The sequence below is a fragment of the Pirellulales bacterium genome (genome assembly GCA_019694435.1).
Taxonomy (GTDB): Bacteria; Planctomycetota; Planctomycetia; order Pirellulales; family JAEUIK01; genus JAIBBZ01.
In genome coordinates, this window is record JAIBBZ010000005.1 from 1 (window position 1) to 19,472 (window position 19,472).

Here is a 19,472-nt window from a genome sequence, read left to right on the forward strand (position 1 = left end):
AAGAGTGCTGCCGTCGCCGATTGCCGGTTGACCCCAGATCGACCAACGGCTACGACAGCGCCACCAGCGGCTCCCCCGCCGCAACGCCCGCAAAAAAGCACACCCCGGCGCCTGTAGCTCAGGGGATAGAGCAGCGGTTTCCTAAACCGCAGGTCGCAGGTTCGAATCCTGCCAGGCGCAATAAGTCACACGGCGACACTGAAGGACATTGTGCGTCGAACGTCCCCTGTGGCATGCGCTTATGACTATCGGTGTTCGAATCGCGTAAACCCTTTGACGAGTCGTTGAGCGTCGGTTGATGACACAAAACGTCATCAGTTCCTGCAACCGGGCCTGCAACCAAATCTTCCGCCTCAACCGGTACTTCTACAGTACAACCGACAATCGCACCGCTACCCGGCGGCGGATTCAGGCTGGCAATCGCCGCCGCGTGGTCGGCCAATTCCAAGTGGGTATAGCGGTTGGCCGTCAGCCGGGGATCCGAATGCCGGGCCAGCTTTTGGGCCAGGGTGAGGCTGACGCCAGCGCGGCCCAGATTGCTGATGAACGTGTGGCGGTTGGCATGGAAGTCCGCAAACAACCCCTGCTCGTCTTGATAGAGCAAGAAATCGCTCCGCTCACGCTTGGACCGTTCGTCGCTAGAAACGGCTTCCGTGAGCCAGCGCATTCGGGCTTGGCTCAAGTCGTGACGCATCATCTTGGCGGTCTTGCGAAAATGTCCCTTGGCCGAGTGCAGGTGAAACAAGGGCTCGCCCTGTTTGAAATTTCGGTTGTCGATCCAACTTTGCAGCCGGGCAACGACGTAGGGATGCAACGGAATCTCATCGTGACGACGCCGTTTGCTGTAACCGGCAGCAACGGAGATTTTTGGCGCCGGTTCGTCAAGGTGGCACGACGCCAGAGTCAATGACGCAAGCTCTCCGCGCCGGTAACCCGTCCAGGCGGCCAAGACGTAGAGCATCGCCCGATCGGGACCGCTCAGACCTTCGATCGTCGGTCCAATCTCGGCTTCGGCAACCAGCCGGCGAAACTCATCTTCGCTCAGCGATCGGCGATCGTGTCGCCGGTCGGCATCGACGTTGATCCGCTTCAGTTCGGCCAGCGGATTTCGCGGCAGGCGATTGCGGCGTACGAGCCAATTGCAGAACGACTTGATCGCATCCAAATAAAAGTTGCTCGTTTGTGCCGAGAACCGCTGGGACGTATCGCGCTGCTGGCTAAGCCAACGCTCGACCTTCGTTTCGTCAACGAGCGTAATACGCGAAAAGCCACATTTGTCGCAGAGGCGCCGAATCCGTCCGACGGTTTGTTTGACGTGCTTGGCCGAAGCCCCCTTCGCCTTGAGATGTTGTTCATAGTCGCCGAGATGCTCGGCCAACGGACGCTTGGCGTGCGCCTCGCACGGATCGACGAGACCGGCGAAGTCGCGCTCGGCCTGGCGCACCAACTCAGCAAGCATCGCGCGAGCCGCGGTTTTGTCGGTTGCCAAGGGCACGCGATGCATGCGTCCACTGGCATCCCGAAACTCGCCGTACCATTTGCGGCTCTTCTCGCGGACGGCTTGGGCTCCTGGTGTCGCCTTGGCGACACGCTTGCCCGCCTCATCCACATAGCGAGTCACCGACATCCGAAACAGGCTTGCCATGATGAATCATCCTGCGGGACGCTGAGTAGGGTTGAATTGCCAGGTCGCGCGGTCCGGACAGCCGGCGGCGATCCAGGCGTTGATCTCGGTAAGCCGCCAGCGAGGGCTGCGGCCGATGTGCAGCGGTTGCGGCAGCTTGGCGCCGCTGAGGAGCCGCCAAAGCGTCCGCTTCGACACTTTGAGGATCGTAGCGAGTTCGTCGGCACAGATCAGCAAATCGGCGCCGAGAACATCGGCTGGCTGGTTCAGTGGGTCGGATGGGCGGCGAATCATGGCAAAGATTCCGGAGGCTCGGGCATATCGTGGTCCGGATGGCCGTCGAGCGGGCCCAGGTCGTCGGCCAGGTCCCACGGATCGAAGCGCAATGTCGACGGGGGCGACGGCCTCTTCCCCTTCGCCGGCTTGCGCGGCTGGGGTTGGGGTCCGGCGAATTTCTCTTTCTCTGCCTTGGTCCACGGCCGCAGCAATTGGCACCAGCGGTCGCGCGGGACGAATTCCGGAACGCTCGGGTCCGGGCGGACCATCGCGTCGCCGAACAGTTCCTCGCCGGGAATCGTGGCGACAAAACACCCCTTGGAACGGAGAATGTAGTAGCCGCTCAGGCCGTCTTCGGGCGTACAGGTTGGCGTGTTCATCAGTTCCGACGGCAACGCGCTCTTGCGGATCGCCTTTTGGCGGGACTCGGTATGGCTACGGCCTTGGGGCGATTGGCTGACGCTGGTCGAGGTCTGCTCAATCTCCTGGTCGCCAAACAGCGACGAGGCCCATTCGGCCGTGACCGGACATTCCAAGCGGCCGATGAACCGATTGGCGAACAGGCCCAACAGTTCGTCCGCCAGGTGGGGTCCGTACATCTGGGCATCGCGCAGAGAGCAGACCGATTGCACAGAGGCCATCAGCACTGCGCCCCCGGACCGTCCGCGCTTCGCGAGCGAGAGAATGCCGTCGAGCTTGCCGGCCTCGCCGAGTTCGTCATAGACGAAGTACGACCGTCGCTCGAACGAATCCGGCAAGTTCAAAGTCAGGTCGAATGCCCGCTTGGAAATACAGCGGTTGATCGCGTTCATGGCCGTACGGCTGGAATCGGAGTTGCCCAGCACGAGGATCAGATCGCTGGTGGCCCACTCGTCGATGGAGATCCGCGTCGTGGCCGCTTCCCAAGCCGCAGCCACCGGCTCCAGCGGCAACAACTTGGTGGCGATCGTGGACATGATATTGGCCACGAGTTTGCGGTCGTAGAAGTACCGCGCCACGATCGACTTGGTCTGGGGATGGCGGCAGAGCACGCGTTTGAGCAATCGCGGATTCGACAGAGCGCGAATCACGTCCCCCAGCGTCCAATCGACTTCCGAGAGCATGAAACTCAGCATCACACCGTAGAGCAGATGGCGGGCCGCGTCCGAAAAGAACGGCTGGCTTTCGTGGATTGACGGAATCAGGGTGAAGGCGATCTCGACGGCGATCCGCGGCTCGCGCACGTCGTCGCAAATTGACCACGCCGCTCCACGCTTATCCCACGGATTGAGAGTCACAATCCGTGCCTGGGGTGCGAGCGCATGAAGCAACGGCAACATATTCTGTTTGGCGTCGTAAATGATGGCCCGTTGATCGGGGCGAACGCCGACCCAGCGCAGCGCCGAGCGGAGCAGCGCATTGAGCAGCGTGCTCTTACCGCTGCCGGGCGCACCGACCAATAAGAATCCTCCGGTCGCTTCGCGCGGATCGAGCGACTCGACGCCAAACCGCAGGGCGTCGTCTTGGGGGGAGACTGCGTCGGGCAGTGGTTGTTCCGAAGGGCGAAACAACGCCTGCCGAATTCTCTGGAGCCAGTTCATGAGCGATCGTCTCCTGCTCGGCGTCTCTAGCGGCGGCTGCTGTTACCACCGCGGGTCTCGACCGACCGGCGCACAAGCGATCGACCGCGTACCGGGGAAGCTGCCTTCGGCGTGGTGTCGCGCCGTTCGACCGGACGGCCCCGCAAGTGGTCCGAGGATGGGGTTGCCTGAGAGCCAAACGTCCATCGCGCTGCCAACATCGTCGCGACGGCCACCAGTACGATGGCGATCGGGCCCGCCGAGATAACGCTGAACAGGAACGACAGTCCGATCACGAGGAACAGAGCACCTGCCCAGAGGGTTGCGCCGATTCGTAGACAGGCGAGGAGCGGAAAGGTCAAAAAGAAGATCCCCTGGGCCAACGGCCGCAGTGCAGGCGGGTAATCTTCCCAGTCCGGAACCGACACGAATTGCGACTTGGGCTTGTGCTGCGGATCGTTCATCGCTCGATCTCCAGGTTGGGGCCGCGACGCTTGTGCTGGGGTGGGTCCACCAGATCGTGCGCCAGCCGCTTGGCCCGTGACCGCGAGATGCTTCGTGCCAGATCCTTGAGTTCCTCGCCGGCGTGCAACTGATCGACGAAGATCGTCGTCGACTCGCGAGCCCGGCTCGCTTGGACGTAGGTCAATTCACGGTCGACCATCTTGCCCCCCAAGAGCATCAACACGTTGGCGGCCGTGCGGCCCTGCATCTTGTGAGTCGTGGCCGCATACGACAGGCCCACGGCGTCCCGATCGAGCGCCCGCAGGGGCACCACGACGACCGGCTGGGTTCGCTCGTCGCCACGTCCCGTCAAGACGCTGTGGTCCAGACGCACGACCAACCGCTCGGTGGTCGGATCGACCGACACGACGGTACCCTGATGGCCGTTTTCGATGCCCGCGGCGCGGTAAGCCTTGTGAAACAGCACCCGATCGCCGCGGTAGATGGTGCCTTCGGCAACCCGCCCGCCGTTATGTTGGGCGACTTGCTGTTGGGCTTGGCGTTCGCGTTGGCAGCGCCGATTGAGGGCCTGGGCCTCGCGTCGGGTCTGGGTGAGAATTAGGTGATCTTGCGGCCGCTCGATGGCTCCCGCCGCGACCCAAGCGTCGACCAGCTTGTGCAGCGTGTCGAGCTTGTTCTTGCCGATCGTCAACCGGCCTTGCTGGGCGTAGATCGCAAGTGCCTCGTCCCCCTTCCCTTCACGGATCAACTGGACGGCCTGCCGATCCGCATCGTGCCGTTGGCGGCGGTTCTCCAAGAGGGTCGGACCACCCACCTCGGCGGCGATCCGACCGAACGGTCCACCGGCGCCGATCGGCGAGAGTTGCCCGTCATCGCCCATCAGCACCAGGGTGGCCCCCACCTTGCGGGCATGATGCAGGCAACGGGCCGTGGTTCGCGTGTCCAGCATGCCGGCCTCGTCGATGATCCAGACGTCCCGTTTCGAGAGCGCGACTTCACTTCGCCGCGACTGGCTCGGCAGCCCCCGCGCTGCCCGCCAAAAATCTCGCAGGCCATGCTGAAGCCGATCCTGGATGCGGTCCCGCGTGGGCCGGTCGAGGTGGTATTCGTAGCTGGCAATCGTGCGACTGGTGATCTGCGCCTGCTGGGCCAATTCTTCCTTGGCGATTCCACTAAGGGCCGCGCCGCGGACCCGATATCCGGCCGCCTCGAAGGCTTGTCGTAGCGCGTCGGCGACGAACGTCTTGCCCGAGCCGGCGATTCCGGTGAGGGTTCGCAGTTGGGCGGTGGACTGGAGGATTTTGGTCACGGCGCGTCGTTGTTCGGCCGTGGCGGTCGCATGCGAGCCCAGCGCCGCGTCGATCTGCGCCTGGTTCACCGTGGCACCTGGCCCCGTCTTGAGGGCGGCCACATCGGCCAGGAGCTTTTGTTCATGGGCCCAGGAGGCACGGGTGGTGAAGTGCCGCTCGCCTTGCCGATCGCGCAGTTGGACCAGATCCGAATGGACCTCCAAGTCACGGTCGATGCGGGCGACGATCTGCAATCCGTCGGCGCCCGTGTGGCAGAGCCGTTCGGCGACGCGCTGGATCAATTCTTGTCGCGTGAAGCTGGCCGCGGTTTGCGTCAGTTCGGCCGCCGCCTCGCGGAGGGCCACCGGGTAGGGATCGAGCGGTTGCGCAACGCGCTGAGTAAGCAGTTTCTCGATCTGTTCGGGTCCGAAACCGTGCGCGCGTGCCTCACGCTCCCACTGGGCAAACAACACCTCGCGCGGAGGTGTGGGCTGTTTGGGTAAGCGGGTTTTTTCTTGGGCAATTGCCTTGGCCCGGGCCGAGCCTAAGCCGGTCAATCGCAATTCGCCCTGGACGAATTCTTCAATTTCATCGTGGCGCGAGGACCAGAACTTGCGCAGCGATTGGGGAATGCCCTCGATTTCGGCCCAACCCCGCATGCGCCGATTCTCGTCTTGTGCGGGAACGAGCGGCAGGTTGACACGCTGCAAAATTTCGTTCGATAGCAGGCACCGCCAGATGGGCCCCAGCGTTCTCGCCCAGTCGAATAGCAGCCGCGTGTGGATGGCCGACCAGCGCCCGTCCTCGGTCTGCCCCAGGTTGGCGATCACCAGATGGCGATGGCGGTGCGGCTGAGGCGTTTCGGCACGGCTCGTGTCATGATCGACCATGGCGACCACCAGATCGGCGTGGTACTGATCGACACCCAAAAACCCACGCCGGGCCAGCTTGAATTGGGCTTCGATGAAGGCCAGCAGCCGCTTGGCGGCCGCATCGATCGCCGCTTCGATCGCCTTCCGAACCTGTTCACCCCCCGCGGCCCAGACGATGTTCAATGCGGCCGGCAACGTCAGGCAAAGGTCGACACCAGGGCACCGCTCGCGCGCTTGCCGCTTGCGTTTGGCAAGCGTGTTCAAGGGTGACGGCTCGATTGTCGCTAGGGTTGCGGGTTTTGGCTTGCGTTTGCGCACAGGCACGAGCGGCTGGCCGGAGAGCGGATCGCAGCCGGCCAGAACCGCAAGCAACGTCTCAAATGTGGGCGGGCCGGTCAGGCCGAGCGTCTTCGCCCCACGACCGGCCCACTGTGCAAGCACCCGTCCGTCGCCCGCGTAATACGCTGCCGACTCGGCGTAGTAACGAGCCGCGTCCGCAGCGCCACCGCCGGGCACGTCGGAGCCCAGGACTTTGATGATGACGACCATAATCTCACCGGCTCAATCCGTGGGGTGGGCTGGCTGAGGTGTGTGCAAGGAGAACGGGATCAGTGCTTCAGGTTTTCGCGGATCAACTGCCGAGCCTCTTCGGCCGGCATCTGCCCGGCGATCGTCAGCACGGCAAACAACCCCCGGGCGTGATGGGTCCGCAGTTCGCGTTGACCTTCCGCCAACTCGTCGAGCACCCGCTGGAGATCGGCCAGTTGCTGGTCTCGTCGCTCCCGCTCCGTCGAATAAAGGATGGTGTGGATTGCTCCCCTCACCCACTCCCCACGCGACACGCCGAACCGCCGGCGCGCTTCGTCGAGCAGGCGCAGAAAATCGGCATCAGCACGAAAAGAGACGGTCGCGGTACGCTTGCGCGGTGACATTGGCTTTTTGTCTACAAGTTGTGGACGGACTTAAGTCGTGTCGGCTTCACGTTTTGCCTGGTCGTCGAAGCTCAGCCGTCCGCACTCCGTGCAATGGTGCGTTGGATTTGTAAAGAGTCTTTTTTGAGGGAGTTTTCGGGGAGATTTTGGGGAGTTAGCGGGCAGCGATCCGCTCGATGAATTCGACTACGATCGCCGGCCTGCCTTGCCCATCGTCGACGACGATTGCCCGCATGCGATTGGCGTTCAGTAAGGGAACACTGCCGGCAATCTCGGCGAGCGTTTCGGAGTCTTCGGCGAACGGAATCACCTCGTAGGCATCAAGCAGGAATTCAGAAGATTGCCCGGGCTGCGGATTGCGACCGACGGCCGTCACGACGGCCCGGACCAACCGCCGCAAGTTCCAGCCCTCGGTCACGTCGTCGCCCAGAAGCAACCGGCCTGAGTCCCAAGACACGGCCACGCGAAACGGGCAACCAAGCGGCATGGTTTGCGCGGTGACTTCGATCAGGTCTTGGGCTTTGGGGTCGAAGGTCTTGTTCATGGTGTTCTCAGTTATTCGATGCACCCTTCCGCTGCATTGACTCGCCCGGCGGCGAGTCGATGCCCGTGGAATGCTACAGGGGAACGACTCGCTCCAGCTTGCTGTCTGCTATGGGGCCTTCCCCGTCGTCGGCGCGGTCTTGACCAACTCCGCGACCACTTGCGGGCATTCTTCGGCCAACCAGAACGCAAACACCTGCTGCCCCTGCTCGTCTTCCATGCGGACAGCGACGATCTGCTCGACTTGCTCGTCCTCGCTTGCGTTCGGATAGAGGACGCCGAAACGGTAGAAGCATTCACCCGTACCGCGCCGCAAGGGGAACGAGAACGCAGCCAGCAGCAGATTCAACCGCAGGGCCTGACTCTGCCAAGGGCGGTCACGAGGCGGCACGGACAGGCAGCGGGCATCGATGCCGGGCGAGACATACAGGGGGCTCCAATAGCCGGCCGCTTCGGCTAGTTCCGCGTCGACCGGACGCAGTTCGTCGATTGACAGACTGCCGCACAGGGGGCAATCGGGCTCGGATTGCCGCGGACGGCCGAACCACTGGCCGACCGTTTGGGCGAACTTGCGGCTGGTTTTGCGGAACATCAATCTTCCTCCGGCAGCAAGATTGTCATCACCGGTTCGCCGGCATCACCCGGCCCGATCACTGCTTTCAATTGCACCTGTTGCGGACCGGTCGCGTCGTTCTGCACAAGCACCGTGAAGATGACCTCGGAGCGGTCCAGGCTTCGCCGGACCGACCAGCCGAGCATCGTCAACACGTCCCACGTTCTGCCTGTCTCATCCTGCCAATCGCACGCTTTGGGCACGCGGATACAAAGCTCGTAAACGGCCCGCGTGACGGCGGTGGGGTGCTTGAAGCCGGCCTCGTGCACCAACGCCAGCGGAAGCTCAACGAGCACACCGTCGTCGATTGCTTGCTTTCTTGAATACTGTGAGATGACTTCCATGTTCTGTTCCCTCCTCTGCTGTTCATTGCAGCCACGGCCGCCGATGCCGCCGGAGGCCCCTTCCATGGGGGCCGCAGGCGGCCCGGCGGCCTAAAGCTCACTAGTACCCGCCGGCCTCATCCATGGCCTGCAAGTTCTCACGACCCGTGACATACTTCTGAGCGAGCCGGACGGCTTCGGCCAGCAAGGCCAAATCGCCCAAGCCCGAGAAGGAATTGGAGTCCTTCCAGGTGTCGCCGTCCTTGTAGCGCCGAACCACCTGAGTATTGAACCACGTGCGGCCGTTTTCGCTGCGGTTTTCCCACACGGACAGATGAATATGGCCGACGTTGGCCGAATAAGCTGGCGCGTTGGTTTCATTGGTCTTCATACTTTTTTCTCCTTGTCATAAAAGTCGTGAATGCGTGTGCATCCACGTTCAGCACTGAAGGTGCCACGGTGCGTTAGGGGTTCTGCGCCACCTCCTTTCCGGCAGTCGTCTCGACCACGATTCCAGGAGATTGACCGATGCGAATCGAAATCTGAGGCGTCGCCGACTTGCACGAGAACACCAGCCGATACACGGGCTGGCGCAGCGATCGAGCAGCAGAGAGAATCTGTTGCGCCAGCACATTGACGCTGGTTGCGTGAAACAGGCGGCCACCCGTGCCCCTGGTTAGTCGCTCCAAGAAGCTGCGATCGAGCTTGGGCGTCTCCAGCGCCACGACGTGCACCGGAATGCCCGCCGCGTGGAATCGGCCGATCAGTCTTTCCGGATCGGGACCTGGCAACGAATTGCCGCCATCCGTGATGACCAAGAGCATGCGTGGTGCAAGCCGAGCTTGAATGCGATCGTGGCCATGTTGCAAACCGCCATACAGGAGCGTGCCGCCGGTAGCTTCGACATGACGCAGCACTGCTGCGCCCTGCGTGGTCTCCGTGGTCCAAGACAATCGATCGACGATCCGGTCGTTGAAGGTTGTCAGGGCAACTTCAACTTCTCCGTCGGTCGCTTGAAAGAACTGTCCCAGGCCCTGTTTGGCAGCGGCCAACGCCTCGCCGGCCATGCTGCCGGAAACGTCCAGCAGAACGAACACGCTGGGCCGCTGGGTGGTAGGCACGACTGACGTAGCAGACCACACAGGCGCGCTGGCCTGGTCGCCGATCGTAACCCGAAAATCCTTGGCCCGCAGATCGCCGATGGATTGGCCGTCGCGATCTTTGACGACCAGATCGACGATGGCCACTGGCGGCGCAAGCGACGTGAGGACGCGACGGAATTCGGCGCGACATTCGGCTGATAAGTTCATCGGCGCCAGGCTGCGTCGCTGTTCGGTAATCGCTAACAGAGCCGCTTGAGCCCGAGTCGCATCCAGACCCCAGCGCGTTGCCCACTCGCTCGCATCGGCGAGCTGCTCGGCACGCTTGTCGAGGTCTTCGACCTGAGCGGCCGTCGTGAGCAACACGTCGAAGACCTGCTGCCGTTCGGCGGCTTGCTGCTCCGTTTGGCGCAGGGCATCATTTGCGGCCTGAGCTAGCGCGTCGGCCTGGGTCGTGGCGCTTTGCCGGAGCGAGAGCAGTTCGGCGGCGTGCTTTGCTGCCCTGGCGGCCGATTGTCGTTCAGCGGCGAGCCGCTTGAGCGTGGCGACGGCCGACGTGTCGTTGAGCTTGTCGCTGCGTGCGCGTTGGCAAGCTTGCGCTAACAGCGCTTCGGCCTGGGATTCCCCGGGGACGCTTGCTGCACGCACGAGCGTATCGTAGTGGTGCCGAGCGAGGACTCGCCGCCAGCCGGGTGACGTGGGGCGTTCGAGGCGCTTATGCAACTCGCCAGCGGCTGCCTTCCATTGACCAGCTTCTTCCAACGTGCGGATGAGCTGCTCAAGCACCTCACGATCCGCATCAAGCCACTGCCGCTCCAGCGGCAGCCGATCAACCACGGCGAACACGAGCCCCAGAGTCATGACCAGCGCCAACCCCTTCACCAGCCCCAGCCAAACGAAGCGCAGCAGCGGCTCAGGCGTTGCAGATCGGGCGCGGCGAGTCTTGCGCCGACGCGCGGTGGCCAGCCGCGCGGCCAACCACAGCGGCACCAGCACCAGCAACATCAACGGCCAGGCGATCGCCAGCCGGTCTGCGCGCAGCCAATCGGCCAAGTACGCGACGCACAGCACGACGCTAACACCGGTGAGCCAGGAGGCCATGCGATTCATGGTGGTCGGTCCTTTCTGTTTTGAAGGTGGATGTGCTCAGCCGGCCTCGTGGGCACGCCAGGCGGATCAAGAAACGTCGGATTGCGATTCGTCGCCAACGATGAATCCAAGACGCTGCAAATGCTCGGTGCCCCGCGGGAACAACAAATCCCGCTGGGCGGCGAGCGCCTGAGCCACGGCATGCCGCAAGATGGGCGTCAGCACGTCCGCGGCGATCCGCGGGAAGCGGTAGCTCAATCGAACCGCGCCAATCACGCCCGTTTGGGCCGTGTCGGCGATGGCCACCAACCGTTGCGGATCGACATCCTGCAGGTAGCGCTGCAAGTTGGCCGCCAAGTGAGCCGAGACGGGCGGCAATACGGTGATTTGCAGCGGCGCCTCCACCGAGACGGGCTGACAACCCCACACGGGTCCCTCGACGGCGAAGTGCGGGCAGCGAATCGCCTCGATCACGTCGGCCAGCCGCGGGCTGGCGGCGTCCAGCGTCTTGGCCAAGCCGTCCAGGGTCAGCGACTCGGCCGAGTGCGCCGCCAGCTGAAACACGGCCGCCTCCGCCGGATCGCGGATCGCTTCCTGCAGCCGCAAAAAATTCTCGTCGAGGGAGATGGGGTTGATGCAGGGCGACTTGCTGATGGCCGCCCCGTGGGCGATCCGCTGCAGCGAGTCCTCCAGCCGCGTCAGTTGTTCGGACAGGTGCTGAGTCTCTTGTTCGACGGCTGCCGCCGCGGTCAACAGCGCGCGATGCTCGGCCGTGTCCCGCAACCGCACGTCGGCCGCTTCGCGCGCCTGACGGGCCCGGTCAAGGAAGCCCAACTCCCCCTGTGCGGGCGTCTTCCAGAATGCCCACCAGGGCGGAGATTGCAGCGCCAGCGTGGCCCGCTCCAAACGCGCTTCGGCTTGCATGAAGACTTCGTTGGATTCTGCGCAGCGTTCGCTTGCAAACGTCACCTCGCGCTTCAAGGTTCGAGTCAGCGATCTCATCAGCGTCAGCCGCTGCTGCAGCGCCGTCGGCGTGCGGCAGACGCCCAGGTAGTCTTCCTGGAGTCGATCCACTGCCACGCAATCACCCGAGGCCAATTCGGCCACGACCGAGGCGGAAAGCGTTTCGCCCGGCTCGCAGACGGCCGCGACAATCTGATCGACCGCTTTCTCGGCAATCTCCTCGACCAGTTCTTCGATCGACGGACGCGGGCGCCGCTGAGTCTGCAAGGCCACCTTCAGGCCGCGGACCAGATCGGGATCGACCGGCGCGCCTCGCAGTTGCGCGATCTCGGGCAAGTAAGCCTGGGCCACTTCCGCGGCGATTTCCACATCGGTCAAAGCGCGGAAGTAATCGGCCTGCTGGATGACGACCGGGCCAATGTCGCTGCACAGCGAAGCATTGGCCGTGATGCGGTCCAACAGCGTCTCGACCGCATGGCACCAGGCAGCCGTGAAGGTGAGCTTCGTGTACATGTGGCGGAGAGCATCGTTCTGCCCGCAGTTGGGCAGGTCCATGCAAACCAGCAGCCGGGTTTCCTTGGTGGCCCGATCGTTGCGGACGACCCAATCGAGGGCCTCGGCCGTCGCACTGCCGGCGTTGCCGACCACGCGTTCGCCCAAGCCCAGATAAGCGGGCAGGCCGATCAAGAACTTGCGCTGGTGGACCCGTGCTCCGGTCGCGGCAGCCAGCAGGTGAACCAACTCTTGTTCGATCGGCGGGTGGGCCCCTTGGGCCGTAGCGCCGCAGCCGCCGATGATCTGGTAGTGCTCGATCGCCTTCAGCCCGGCCGGATAGGCCTTCAACAATTGCTGGAGCAGGTCGTTTTGCAGCCAATGAGAAAATTCAGCGCTGCGAACCAGCCGCACGCCGGCCAGATGACCGATCGCGGGGATCTGCCCCAGCCCCGCACCGAGACCAATCCCGACCCGGTGGCCTAGTGCCTCGCGCAATGCCGGCGCGCTCGGGGTGTTTTGCAGCAGCGACGCCAACGTGTCTTGGTCGGCAAGCGGCCAGGACTTGATCGGCGCACCGGCGAACTCCAGCTTCAACGTGCCCAGTTCTTGGCTCGTATCGCAAGCCACCGCCAATTGCATGCCCAGCAGCCCCGCGGACTCCAGCACCGGATGCGAGGCACCACCTGGGCCGCTGAGGATTTTGGCGACCTCTCGGTGGCGGGAACGATCACTGCGCGACATGGGATTCCTCCTGGTTCAAGCACAACCGCAGCGGGACATAGACGTGGCCGTGGGGGCGGCACAACTGGGCAAAGGGTCCCTCATCGCGCGCTTCGCCCAGCAGTACCAACAGGGCCGGGCGCGGCGGCGCCATCCGGCCCGGATCGGCAGCGCGCCAGGGAAACCGCACCGGCTTGTTCAACAGCGCCAGCGGGTAGTCGGCGAGTTTGGCGAACCATGCAGCCAGCGGATCGAGCGGCACGATCAGCACGGCACAATCGAGGTCTCCCTTGTCGCGGCCGACCACGGCCACGTCGATCGTGTCCTCGACCGAGTTGAGCGCCGCCTGGAGCAGCACGCGCCGCTGACCCGGCAACGGCTGGCCGATCGCCAGGTTGTCGGCGAATCGACTCTTCTGCGCCGCGCACGCGAAGCTCGACTCCTGGCGCGCTGCCCGGCGTTTTTTGGGGAGGGGTTGCTGATCGCGGTCGAGTTGACGCAGCACGCCGACAGCCGCGCGAATCGACAGGTTGTGCAGCAGCTTCCGGCCCCGATGCGAAGCGCGCTTCGTATCGGCATAGCGGACCAACTCGTCCTGACGTTTGGCGAGCGCCATATACGTCTGCGCCGTCCGCTCCGTCAGACCCGTCTGAGCCGAGAAATTGCCTTGGATCCAATCGAGCCATAGGCCCGGGGAAACGTGCTGCCTCGCTTGCAGCAGCCCCGCACCCGCGGCGATCGCATGCCGCAGCGAGTCGGCTTGAGATTTGGCGGAGCGCAGCAGCGCCTGAAGAATCTGCTTCCGCAGCGCGTCGAGCCCCGGGTTGGTCGGTATCGACTGCGACTGCTCGACGACCCGGGGTTGCACGCTCGCTTCGAGCTCAGCCCGCACGTTGTTCATCGCGGTCGCGAGTGAGGTTGTTTTCGACCCCATCGGAAGCTCCTTGTTGGGGATGCGATGTGCGGTCGCCTACCTGCCGGCAGGTAGCGCTCTCCGCCGCGCCGGCGGAAGTCAGCCCAAAAATTTCCGAAAATCTTTCTCTGTCTGATTTTTTGAAGGGGGCTGGTTCACCAGCCACTGCCGCAGAAACCGGAGTTTTTTTCGAGAAACAGGGCCTTCCTCAGGCCGCCAACGGCATGATAACGCTAAAGGCGTTTTCGTCAATCGGGTAGCTTTGAATTTTCTGAAAAATTGATACGTTACGGGGTTCTAAAAGAATTTCCGGGTCAATCGACCCGCGTATTCTCGGAGGCCGGCATCAACACCAGGCGGGGCAGCTTACGGCCGTGGCCGTGAGTCTTTTCGGTGCCCCCCTGGCTGTGTGCAAACGCAAAAGCCCCGTCCTTGTAGCGGCCGTAGCGTGCAAACCGCAGATGGGCCGCGACGCCGCAGGCCGACGCCAGGGGGCCTGGGCTCGCACTGCGGCGTCGCGCCGGGCAGCGAAACCGTTGCCCCAGTTTCTTGGCCAACTCCTGAATCTGGGTAGCAAGCGTCCGGTTGGCCTCAAAAGATCCCAGATCGGTCCCCGCCTGCCGGACAAGCCATTCCTGAAAGATGGCCACCTTGGCGGCCGAAGAAATTTCCCGTGTGGCCGTTTCAAATGTGGTGAAAAATGACGCGCTGGGCAATTCAATCAGCGGCTGCAGTTCTTTGGCCGTGTTCATCCCCGGGGTGTTTGCCGCCGGGGCATCGAAGCTGCTCCGATAGAGTTCGGCCAGTGCCGATTGGAGCGACGACTTGTGGGACGCCGGTACGGCATCCGCTTGCATCAGGCCAGGGACCATGTCCTTCAACTGTTCGATCAGCCGCCATGCCTCGGATACGCCCAGCGACGATTGCGCCAAGTCTACGTCGGTCGTGGCCGTGGCGCTCTGCGGTGCACGCCCTGGGTGTTGTGAAGTTGATTCGTCCAGCAAGGATTGCAGGCTAGCACGTTCGGCGTCCGTAGCAAACGTCGCGAAAAACTCGTAGCGTGCCGGTCGCAAGACGTGCGTTGCCGCATCCGGTTGCCAGTGGAACTGGCTCACCAAGTGCGCAACGGTAGCCGGTTGATGCTGCCCCGAGAAGTCAAAGCTGCCATCAAAGGTCGTCGCCAGGTGCGCAAACACCCAACACGGTCGGACTCCGGCCAGCGTGCCCTGATGCGCCGCATAAGCCTGACGCAGTTTCGCGGCAAACGCGCGAAGCGCGGCTTGGGGGATCTGGCTGTGGCCGTGGGGCTCGACCACCAACTCCGCGGGGCCGTCGAGTTGGAACCACAGCGCCACGATCCCGAAATCGAACTCCGTCAGATCGAGCGCAGCGGAGCCGCGCGAGGGACTACGAAGTTCCCAGGGAATCGCACTCGAAGACTGATCTGCATCCGACAAGGTGTTCGCACCTTAGGGGGATCGGTAGCGCCCAGAAGCAACGCGTGTCCGTCAGGGCAACCGTGGGGCACAGCCTGGGGGCTGACCGTCGTGGTGAATTGGCTATTGTACCTGCCGGTCCATAGCGTGTTAGCGGAGCTTGGAACATGGTCGCGAAGCCAAATTAGGCCCAAAAACCGTGATCTTTTAGCCAGTGGGTCAAGGCCACCTCGACGATTTCTTGCTGCGTGTCGGGCGCCTGCCGGCGGAGTTTGTGTTCCAGGTGGGCGCGGCGCAGGGCATCGGCGATTTGGGGGGCGATTCGCACGGTCAGGCCCACACGGAACTGGTCGGCGTAGGCCGCCGTCACGGCAGCTTGGCCCGTCGCGGCCGGATCGGCGCGCCGGTTACGGGGTCTTGCGGGCGGTTTGGAGGCGTTGGCGACGGGCTCGGGAAACGCTTCTTCTTCCGGCACTGGAGGACTCGTGACCGGCGCGTTCAACGTGACTGTGGACTTGGCAGCTTGCCCGCGGATGAAGGCCAGCTTGTCGGCCGATATGTCCAACGCGTTATCGAGCGATCTTCGTGCGGTCATGGTCTGTCCCCTCCTCTAAATTCTCAACCGTAACGTCCACCGACCGACCGTCCAAAAACACCAGCTTGTCGGTCAACAACTCGACGAACAACTGCGTCAACTCGTGCGCGGCGTGTGCACCGCGAGTTCCCATCCGCGTGACGACCGTCCCCTGCTGGGCCGCATCGCGATACGCTTGCAGGTCGCGGATCACCGAGTTGCCGACGGCCAGTCCCAAACTGGGCGCGACTTTTTTGAGTTCCCGGCTGATCGTGTCGCGGGTCCGCATCCGGTTGAGCACCAGCCGTCCCTCGGGCCGGCCCTGGTTGATGCTGTGGGCATACTGCAACACGCGCGTCGCTTCGGCGACACTCCGCAGGTCCAAAATCGACGGCGAAATGGGAAACACAGCCAGGTCCGCCAACAGCAGTAGAGTCCGCGAAATGTCCGCCAGCCCGGCCGGACCATCCCCCACCAGAAAATCGTGGCTCCTGCGCAAACCTTGGGCCTCTGAGGCCAGATTTTCGGGGGTATCGGCGACCCGGATCGTCACGCCCGGCTCGCACTCGGCCAGCCACTGCGAACTGGAACGTTGTTTGTCGCAATCGATCAAGGCCACCTTGGCACCCCGGTCGAACAGCCACACGGCCAGGTGCACGGCCAACGTCGATTTACCGACCCCACCCTTTTCGTTGACTAGCGCGATGAACATGCTGGGGACCGTAGCGCGAAAACCTGCCGGCTGACAAGCAGGTTTTTTGGCAGGCATGTTGGCAAGCAGGCATGTCCGTCAGACTGCCGGTCGGATTTCAGACCTACGCTTCGGCAAGCCAGTCAGCTTGCTGACATGCTGGCCAACCAACAGACGGCTTTGCAGGCCGGCCGCTCGGCAAGCCCGCAAGATCGTGACTTGCCAGGTCGCATACCAGCGCGTTAGCGTCGGCTAGGTTCAACTCGGTTGAAGTTTTTTGGTAAGGCCTTTCACGCTCAGGGACTCGTGAGAGTAGGGTGGCGGGCAGGTCTGCTGGGTACCGGGTTTTGAGACAGGTTTTCGCCCGCAGCCGTACCGTGAACCGAGACAGGCATACCGGGTTTTGAGGCAGGCGGATACCGTGCTCTGAGACAGGCAACTACCGGGCACCGAGACAGGAATCGCCCCAAAGGTACCGGGTTCTGAGGCAGGTTTTCACTCGGATTCGCCAGTCGCGACGGGCCCTTACGCGACGGTAAAGATCTGATCAATAAAGATCTATAAAAGATCAACAACACGGGCCGGATGATGTTTTTTGATTTTTGACGAGGAGATTTGAAGCCGAGCACTGTCCAAAAGCCGCAGCCGCAACTGCTGCGATTCGAGCCCAAGCTGGGGACCGACGAACTCAACGTGGCCGAATTCCCGCTGGCGGCCATCGCGCATCGGGTCGATCGCGACGTGAAGACGCTGTCGTTTGAGGACCAGATCTTCGACGAGGGCCATCAAAAAACCGTCCAACGAAAACTGATCATCTCAGCCAGCGATCATTTCGGCCTGCCGACGCCGCGCGATAGCGACGTGCTGTTGGTCCTGTTGTACCTGACTAATCTGCGCAACGGCCTGACCCAACGCACCGTCCAGTTCACCCGCTACGAGCTGGCCAAGCTGCTCGGCTGGGGTCAGGGCGGCCGGTCCTATCGCCGGTTGGATGAGTCGCTCAATCGCTGGGCTGGCGTGACCCTCTACTACAACCACGCCTGGTGGGACCGCTCGGGCCGCAAGTGGCGGAGCCGCACGTTTCACGTGATCGAGTCGGTCGAACTCCGCGGCCGTGGCGAGGCCGACGACGAGGCCCTATCGAGTTGCACCTGGAACGACGTGCTGTTTGGCAGCTTGCAGGCCAACAACTTCAAGCGGCTCGATCTGGAATTGTATTTTCGGCTGCAAAACGCCGCCGCCCGGCAGGCGTACCGGTTTCTCGACAAGCGGTTCTATCGGGCTCGGCATTTGGAGTTTGAATTGCGGACGTTTGCGTGCGAGCACGTGGGGTTTTCGCGGTCGTACGACACGGCACAGCTCAAGCGGCGGTTGCAGCCGGCGATCGAGGAACTCGAAGCCGTGGGATTTTTGGAGCCGTTGACTGAAGATCGGCGGTACCGCAAGCGCGGGCCAGGGGACTGGGTGATTACGCTGGGCAGGGCGGCAGCCGACAAGACGGTCGACAAAGCCGAACCAAGCTCCGTAGCGCCGCTCGAAAGCCAACTGATCGAGCGGGGAGTCTCGGCGAGTCGCTCACGAGAAATCTGTGGTGAGTTCTCCGCGGAGCGGATTACCGAAAAACTGCAACTCGTCGATTGGCTGATTGCCAAGCGCGATCGGCGCGTGGCCAAGAATCCGCCCGGTTTCTTGATTGAGGCGATTCGGCAGGATTACCCGCTGCCCAAAGAACTTCGGCCGGCTTGCCGCCTCCGTTCCGTGAAATCAAAAAATCCGTCGAGATTGCAAGCCATAACCACTGACGCACCGCCGGTGATCGACGACGAGTTTGATCGGTTCTGGCAATCGCTCGACGACGCTACGCGCACGGCCCACGAACAGGCCGCCGTCGCAGCCGCGGACCCATTTCATGCGGCAACGCTCCAGCGCCTGCGAGCCAGCGGCGGAGAATTGTTCGCCTCCTTCCGCCGCGAACTGATTGCGGCGCATTGGCGGACAATGGGCCGACGGACAGCGGGAATTGGGAACGACAAACCGTCGACCCAGGCGGCGGCGATGAACCGGGGCAGGGATCGCCCATGATCCGAGGATTCTTCCGAATTGTTGGCCCGGCCAGCGCCGCTGCCAAGGCTCTCGAAGTCTTGTTGCGTGCGGCTCTTTCGGGGCGGTTTGCTACGGGTCCGTCCGAACCATGCGTGGCCCGTTTCTGTCTTCTGTGATATCCTGGAAGAATGAGTATGCAGCCCGTCATCAACAGTCACATTGAGATTCGTCCCAATCGCGACGGCCAACCCCGGCCCTACATTGCTGGGACCCGAATTCGCGTTCAAGACATCGTCTCCGACCACGAACGGCACGGTCTCTCGCCGGAGCAGATCGTCCGCGAATATCCTCACTTGAGTCTGGCGCAGGTGCATGCTGCGCTGTCGTACTACTTCGACCACCGGGACGAAGTTCGCGAGTGCCTGAGGGTGGACGAGCAATACGCTCGCCAAGCGGAAGCTGCCCAACGAGCGTCCGTCGGCAAGGATGCGCATGACGATTCGCTTCCATCTTGACGAGAACATGCCGCACGCGGTGGCCGAAGGTCTGGTCCCACGTGGATTTGATGTCACCACGACCAGCGATGCCTTGCTGTTGTCAGCAACCGACGATCGGCAGTTGGCGTTCGCGCTGCGCGAGGACCGCGTGCTCATCACGCGCGATCAGGACTTCCTCAAGCTCCACGCGAAGCATCCTACGCTGCACGCGGGCATCGTCTTTTGGACCGAACGGCAACGCACGGTAGGCCAACTCATCGCCGCCCTGGATGCCCTGGCCATCGATCATGCGGCCGAGGATTTGCGGGGCACAGTGACCTACCTGTAGTGGAATGCCTGCACGTTGACCTGCGGTTCTTGTCGCTCGCGAAGCGTCCGGGGGGCCGAGCGAGAAGGGGTGAGGGTCCAGACGACCGACATCGAACTGCCCTTGTCGGTCGTCGCCGCACCCGAGG

Annotated in this window: 18 protein-coding genes, 1 tRNA gene and 1 pseudogene; 4 read left to right on the forward strand and 16 right to left on the reverse strand. The window is 63.0% G+C overall.

All coding sequences use genetic code 11. The annotated features are described in order from the left end of the window. Window positions 1–107 precede the first annotated feature (107 nt). A tRNA-Arg gene (locus K1X74_06155) sits at window positions 108–180 on the forward strand. A gap of 265 nt (window positions 181–445) precedes the next feature. On the opposite strand, the pseudogene K1X74_06160 reads toward K1X74_06155, so the two are convergent. The 16 genes and pseudogenes from K1X74_06160 to K1X74_06235 all read right to left on the reverse strand — a co-directional run bounded on the left by K1X74_06160 (window position 446) and on the right by K1X74_06235 (window position 16,498). Continuing rightward, window positions 446–1,645 (reverse strand): annotated as a pseudogene (locus K1X74_06160) (tyrosine-type recombinase/integrase). Between the two features lie 6 nt (window positions 1,646–1,651). Beyond that, window positions 1,652–1,918, reverse strand: coding sequence for a hypothetical protein (locus K1X74_06165; protein ID MBX7165916.1), 267 nt, complete (start codon window positions 1,916–1,918; stop codon window positions 1,652–1,654). Continuing rightward, complete coding sequence (locus K1X74_06170; protein ID MBX7165917.1) at window positions 1,915–3,480, reverse strand: type IV secretion system DNA-binding domain-containing protein; 1,566 nt, start codon at window positions 3,478–3,480, stop codon at window positions 1,915–1,917. The genes K1X74_06165 and K1X74_06170 overlap by 4 nt, the downstream gene beginning before the upstream one ends. Window positions 3,481–3,506: 26 nt before the next feature. Beyond that, the gene (locus K1X74_06175; GenBank protein ID MBX7165918.1) at window positions 3,507–3,923 is read right to left on the reverse strand and encodes a hypothetical protein; all 417 of its coding nucleotides are present in this window, start codon (window positions 3,921–3,923) and stop codon (window positions 3,507–3,509) included. Next, a complete protein-coding gene (locus K1X74_06180; GenBank protein ID MBX7165919.1) occupies window positions 3,920–6,634 on the reverse strand; it encodes a relaxase domain-containing protein in 2,715 nt (904 codons plus the stop codon). Before K1X74_06180 ends, K1X74_06175 begins: the two co-directional genes overlap by 4 nt. A gap of 59 nt (window positions 6,635–6,693) precedes the next feature. Next, window positions 6,694–7,017 carry a hypothetical protein gene (locus tag K1X74_06185; GenBank protein ID MBX7165920.1) on the reverse strand — a complete coding sequence of 108 codons (324 nt, stop codon included), beginning with the start codon at window positions 7,015–7,017 and terminating at the stop codon, window positions 6,694–6,696. Window positions 7,018–7,171: 154 nt separating this feature from the next. Then, complete coding sequence (locus K1X74_06190) at window positions 7,172–7,561, reverse strand: hypothetical protein (GenBank protein ID MBX7165921.1); 390 nt, start codon at window positions 7,559–7,561, stop codon at window positions 7,172–7,174. Window positions 7,562–7,669: 108 nt separating this feature from the next. After that, complete coding sequence (locus K1X74_06195) at window positions 7,670–8,152, reverse strand: hypothetical protein (protein ID MBX7165922.1); 483 nt, start codon at window positions 8,150–8,152, stop codon at window positions 7,670–7,672. Further along, complete coding sequence (locus tag K1X74_06200; GenBank protein MBX7165923.1) at window positions 8,152–8,583, reverse strand: hypothetical protein; 432 nt, start codon at window positions 8,581–8,583, stop codon at window positions 8,152–8,154. Before K1X74_06200 ends, K1X74_06195 begins: the two co-directional genes overlap by 1 nt. Window positions 8,584–8,617: 34 nt before the next feature. Beyond that, complete coding sequence (locus K1X74_06205; protein MBX7165924.1) at window positions 8,618–8,887, reverse strand: hypothetical protein; 270 nt, start codon at window positions 8,885–8,887, stop codon at window positions 8,618–8,620. A gap of 73 nt (window positions 8,888–8,960) precedes the next feature. Beyond that, window positions 8,961–10,706: a VWA domain-containing protein gene (locus tag K1X74_06210; GenBank protein MBX7165925.1), complete on the reverse strand. Its 1,746-nt coding sequence runs from the start codon at window positions 10,704–10,706 to the stop codon at window positions 8,961–8,963. Between the two features lie 66 nt (window positions 10,707–10,772). After that, complete coding sequence (locus K1X74_06215; GenBank protein MBX7165926.1) at window positions 10,773–12,884, reverse strand: hypothetical protein; 2,112 nt, start codon at window positions 12,882–12,884, stop codon at window positions 10,773–10,775. Continuing rightward, complete coding sequence (locus tag K1X74_06220; protein ID MBX7165927.1) at window positions 12,871–13,797, reverse strand: hypothetical protein; 927 nt, start codon at window positions 13,795–13,797, stop codon at window positions 12,871–12,873. The genes K1X74_06215 and K1X74_06220 overlap by 14 nt, the downstream gene beginning before the upstream one ends. A gap of 293 nt (window positions 13,798–14,090) precedes the next feature. Beyond that, the gene (locus K1X74_06225) at window positions 14,091–15,233 is read right to left on the reverse strand and encodes a hypothetical protein (GenBank protein ID MBX7165928.1); all 1,143 of its coding nucleotides are present in this window, start codon (window positions 15,231–15,233) and stop codon (window positions 14,091–14,093) included. Between the two features lie 163 nt (window positions 15,234–15,396). Then, window positions 15,397–15,807 carry a hypothetical protein gene (locus K1X74_06230; GenBank protein ID MBX7165929.1) on the reverse strand — a complete coding sequence of 137 codons (411 nt, stop codon included), beginning with the start codon at window positions 15,805–15,807 and terminating at the stop codon, window positions 15,397–15,399. Next, window positions 15,782–16,498, reverse strand: coding sequence for a ParA family protein (locus K1X74_06235; GenBank protein ID MBX7165930.1), 717 nt, complete (start codon window positions 16,496–16,498; stop codon window positions 15,782–15,784). The genes K1X74_06230 and K1X74_06235 overlap by 26 nt, the downstream gene beginning before the upstream one ends. A 594-nt stretch (window positions 16,499–17,092) precedes the next feature. On the opposite strand from K1X74_06235, the gene K1X74_06240 reads away from it, so the two are divergent. From K1X74_06240 to K1X74_06250, 3 genes are all read left to right on the forward strand, one after another. After that, complete coding sequence (locus K1X74_06240; protein ID MBX7165931.1) at window positions 17,093–18,559, forward strand: replication initiator protein A; 1,467 nt, start codon at window positions 17,093–17,095, stop codon at window positions 18,557–18,559. A gap of 155 nt (window positions 18,560–18,714) precedes the next feature. After that, window positions 18,715–19,035 carry a DUF433 domain-containing protein gene (locus K1X74_06245; protein ID MBX7165932.1) on the forward strand — a complete coding sequence of 107 codons (321 nt, stop codon included), beginning with the start codon at window positions 18,715–18,717 and terminating at the stop codon, window positions 19,033–19,035. Beyond that, window positions 19,013–19,345 (forward strand): DUF5615 family PIN-like protein, encoded by a 333-nt coding sequence (locus tag K1X74_06250; GenBank protein ID MBX7165933.1) that lies wholly within the window; start codon window positions 19,013–19,015, stop codon window positions 19,343–19,345. The genes K1X74_06245 and K1X74_06250 overlap by 23 nt, the downstream gene beginning before the upstream one ends. Window positions 19,346–19,472: the final 127 nt, after the last annotated feature.

Excerpts from the sequence above, each read along its gene's own strand:
- K1X74_06170 (MBX7165917.1), bottom strand. The coding sequence starts at position 3,480 with ATGAACTGGCTCCAGAGAATTCGGCAGGCGTTGTTTCGCCCTTCGGAA.
- K1X74_06190 (MBX7165921.1), bottom strand. The coding sequence starts at position 7,561 with ATGAACAAGACCTTCGACCCCAAAGCCCAAGACCTGATCGAAGTCACC.
- K1X74_06195 (MBX7165922.1), bottom strand. The coding sequence starts at position 8,152 with ATGTTCCGCAAAACCAGCCGCAAGTTCGCCCAAACGGTCGGCCAGTGG.
- K1X74_06200 (MBX7165923.1), bottom strand. The coding sequence starts at position 8,583 with ATGGAAGGGGCCTCCGGCGGCATCGGCGGCCGTGGCTGCAATGAACAG.
- K1X74_06205 (MBX7165924.1), bottom strand. The coding sequence starts at position 8,887 with ATGAAGACCAATGAAACCAACGCGCCAGCTTATTCGGCCAACGTCGGC.
- K1X74_06180 (MBX7165919.1), bottom strand. The coding sequence starts at position 6,634 with ATGGTCGTCATCATCAAAGTCCTGGGCTCCGACGTGCCCGGCGGTGGC.
- K1X74_06175 (MBX7165918.1), bottom strand. The coding sequence starts at position 3,923 with ATGAACGATCCGCAGCACAAGCCCAAGTCGCAATTCGTGTCGGTTCCG.
- K1X74_06235 (MBX7165930.1), bottom strand. The coding sequence starts at position 16,498 with ATGTTCATCGCGCTAGTCAACGAAAAGGGTGGGGTCGGTAAATCGACG.
- K1X74_06220 (MBX7165927.1), bottom strand. The coding sequence starts at position 13,797 with ATGGGGTCGAAAACAACCTCACTCGCGACCGCGATGAACAACGTGCGG.
- K1X74_06250 (MBX7165933.1), top strand. The coding sequence starts at position 19,013 with ATGACGATTCGCTTCCATCTTGACGAGAACATGCCGCACGCGGTGGCC.
- K1X74_06230 (MBX7165929.1), bottom strand. The coding sequence starts at position 15,807 with ATGACCGCACGAAGATCGCTCGATAACGCGTTGGACATATCGGCCGAC.
- K1X74_06210 (MBX7165925.1), bottom strand. The coding sequence starts at position 10,706 with ATGAATCGCATGGCCTCCTGGCTCACCGGTGTTAGCGTCGTGCTGTGC.
- K1X74_06165 (MBX7165916.1), bottom strand. The coding sequence starts at position 1,918 with ATGATTCGCCGCCCATCCGACCCACTGAACCAGCCAGCCGATGTTCTC.
- K1X74_06245 (MBX7165932.1), top strand. The coding sequence starts at position 18,715 with ATGCAGCCCGTCATCAACAGTCACATTGAGATTCGTCCCAATCGCGAC.
- K1X74_06215 (MBX7165926.1), bottom strand. The coding sequence starts at position 12,884 with ATGTCGCGCAGTGATCGTTCCCGCCACCGAGAGGTCGCCAAAATCCTC.
- K1X74_06185 (MBX7165920.1), bottom strand. The coding sequence starts at position 7,017 with ATGTCACCGCGCAAGCGTACCGCGACCGTCTCTTTTCGTGCTGATGCC.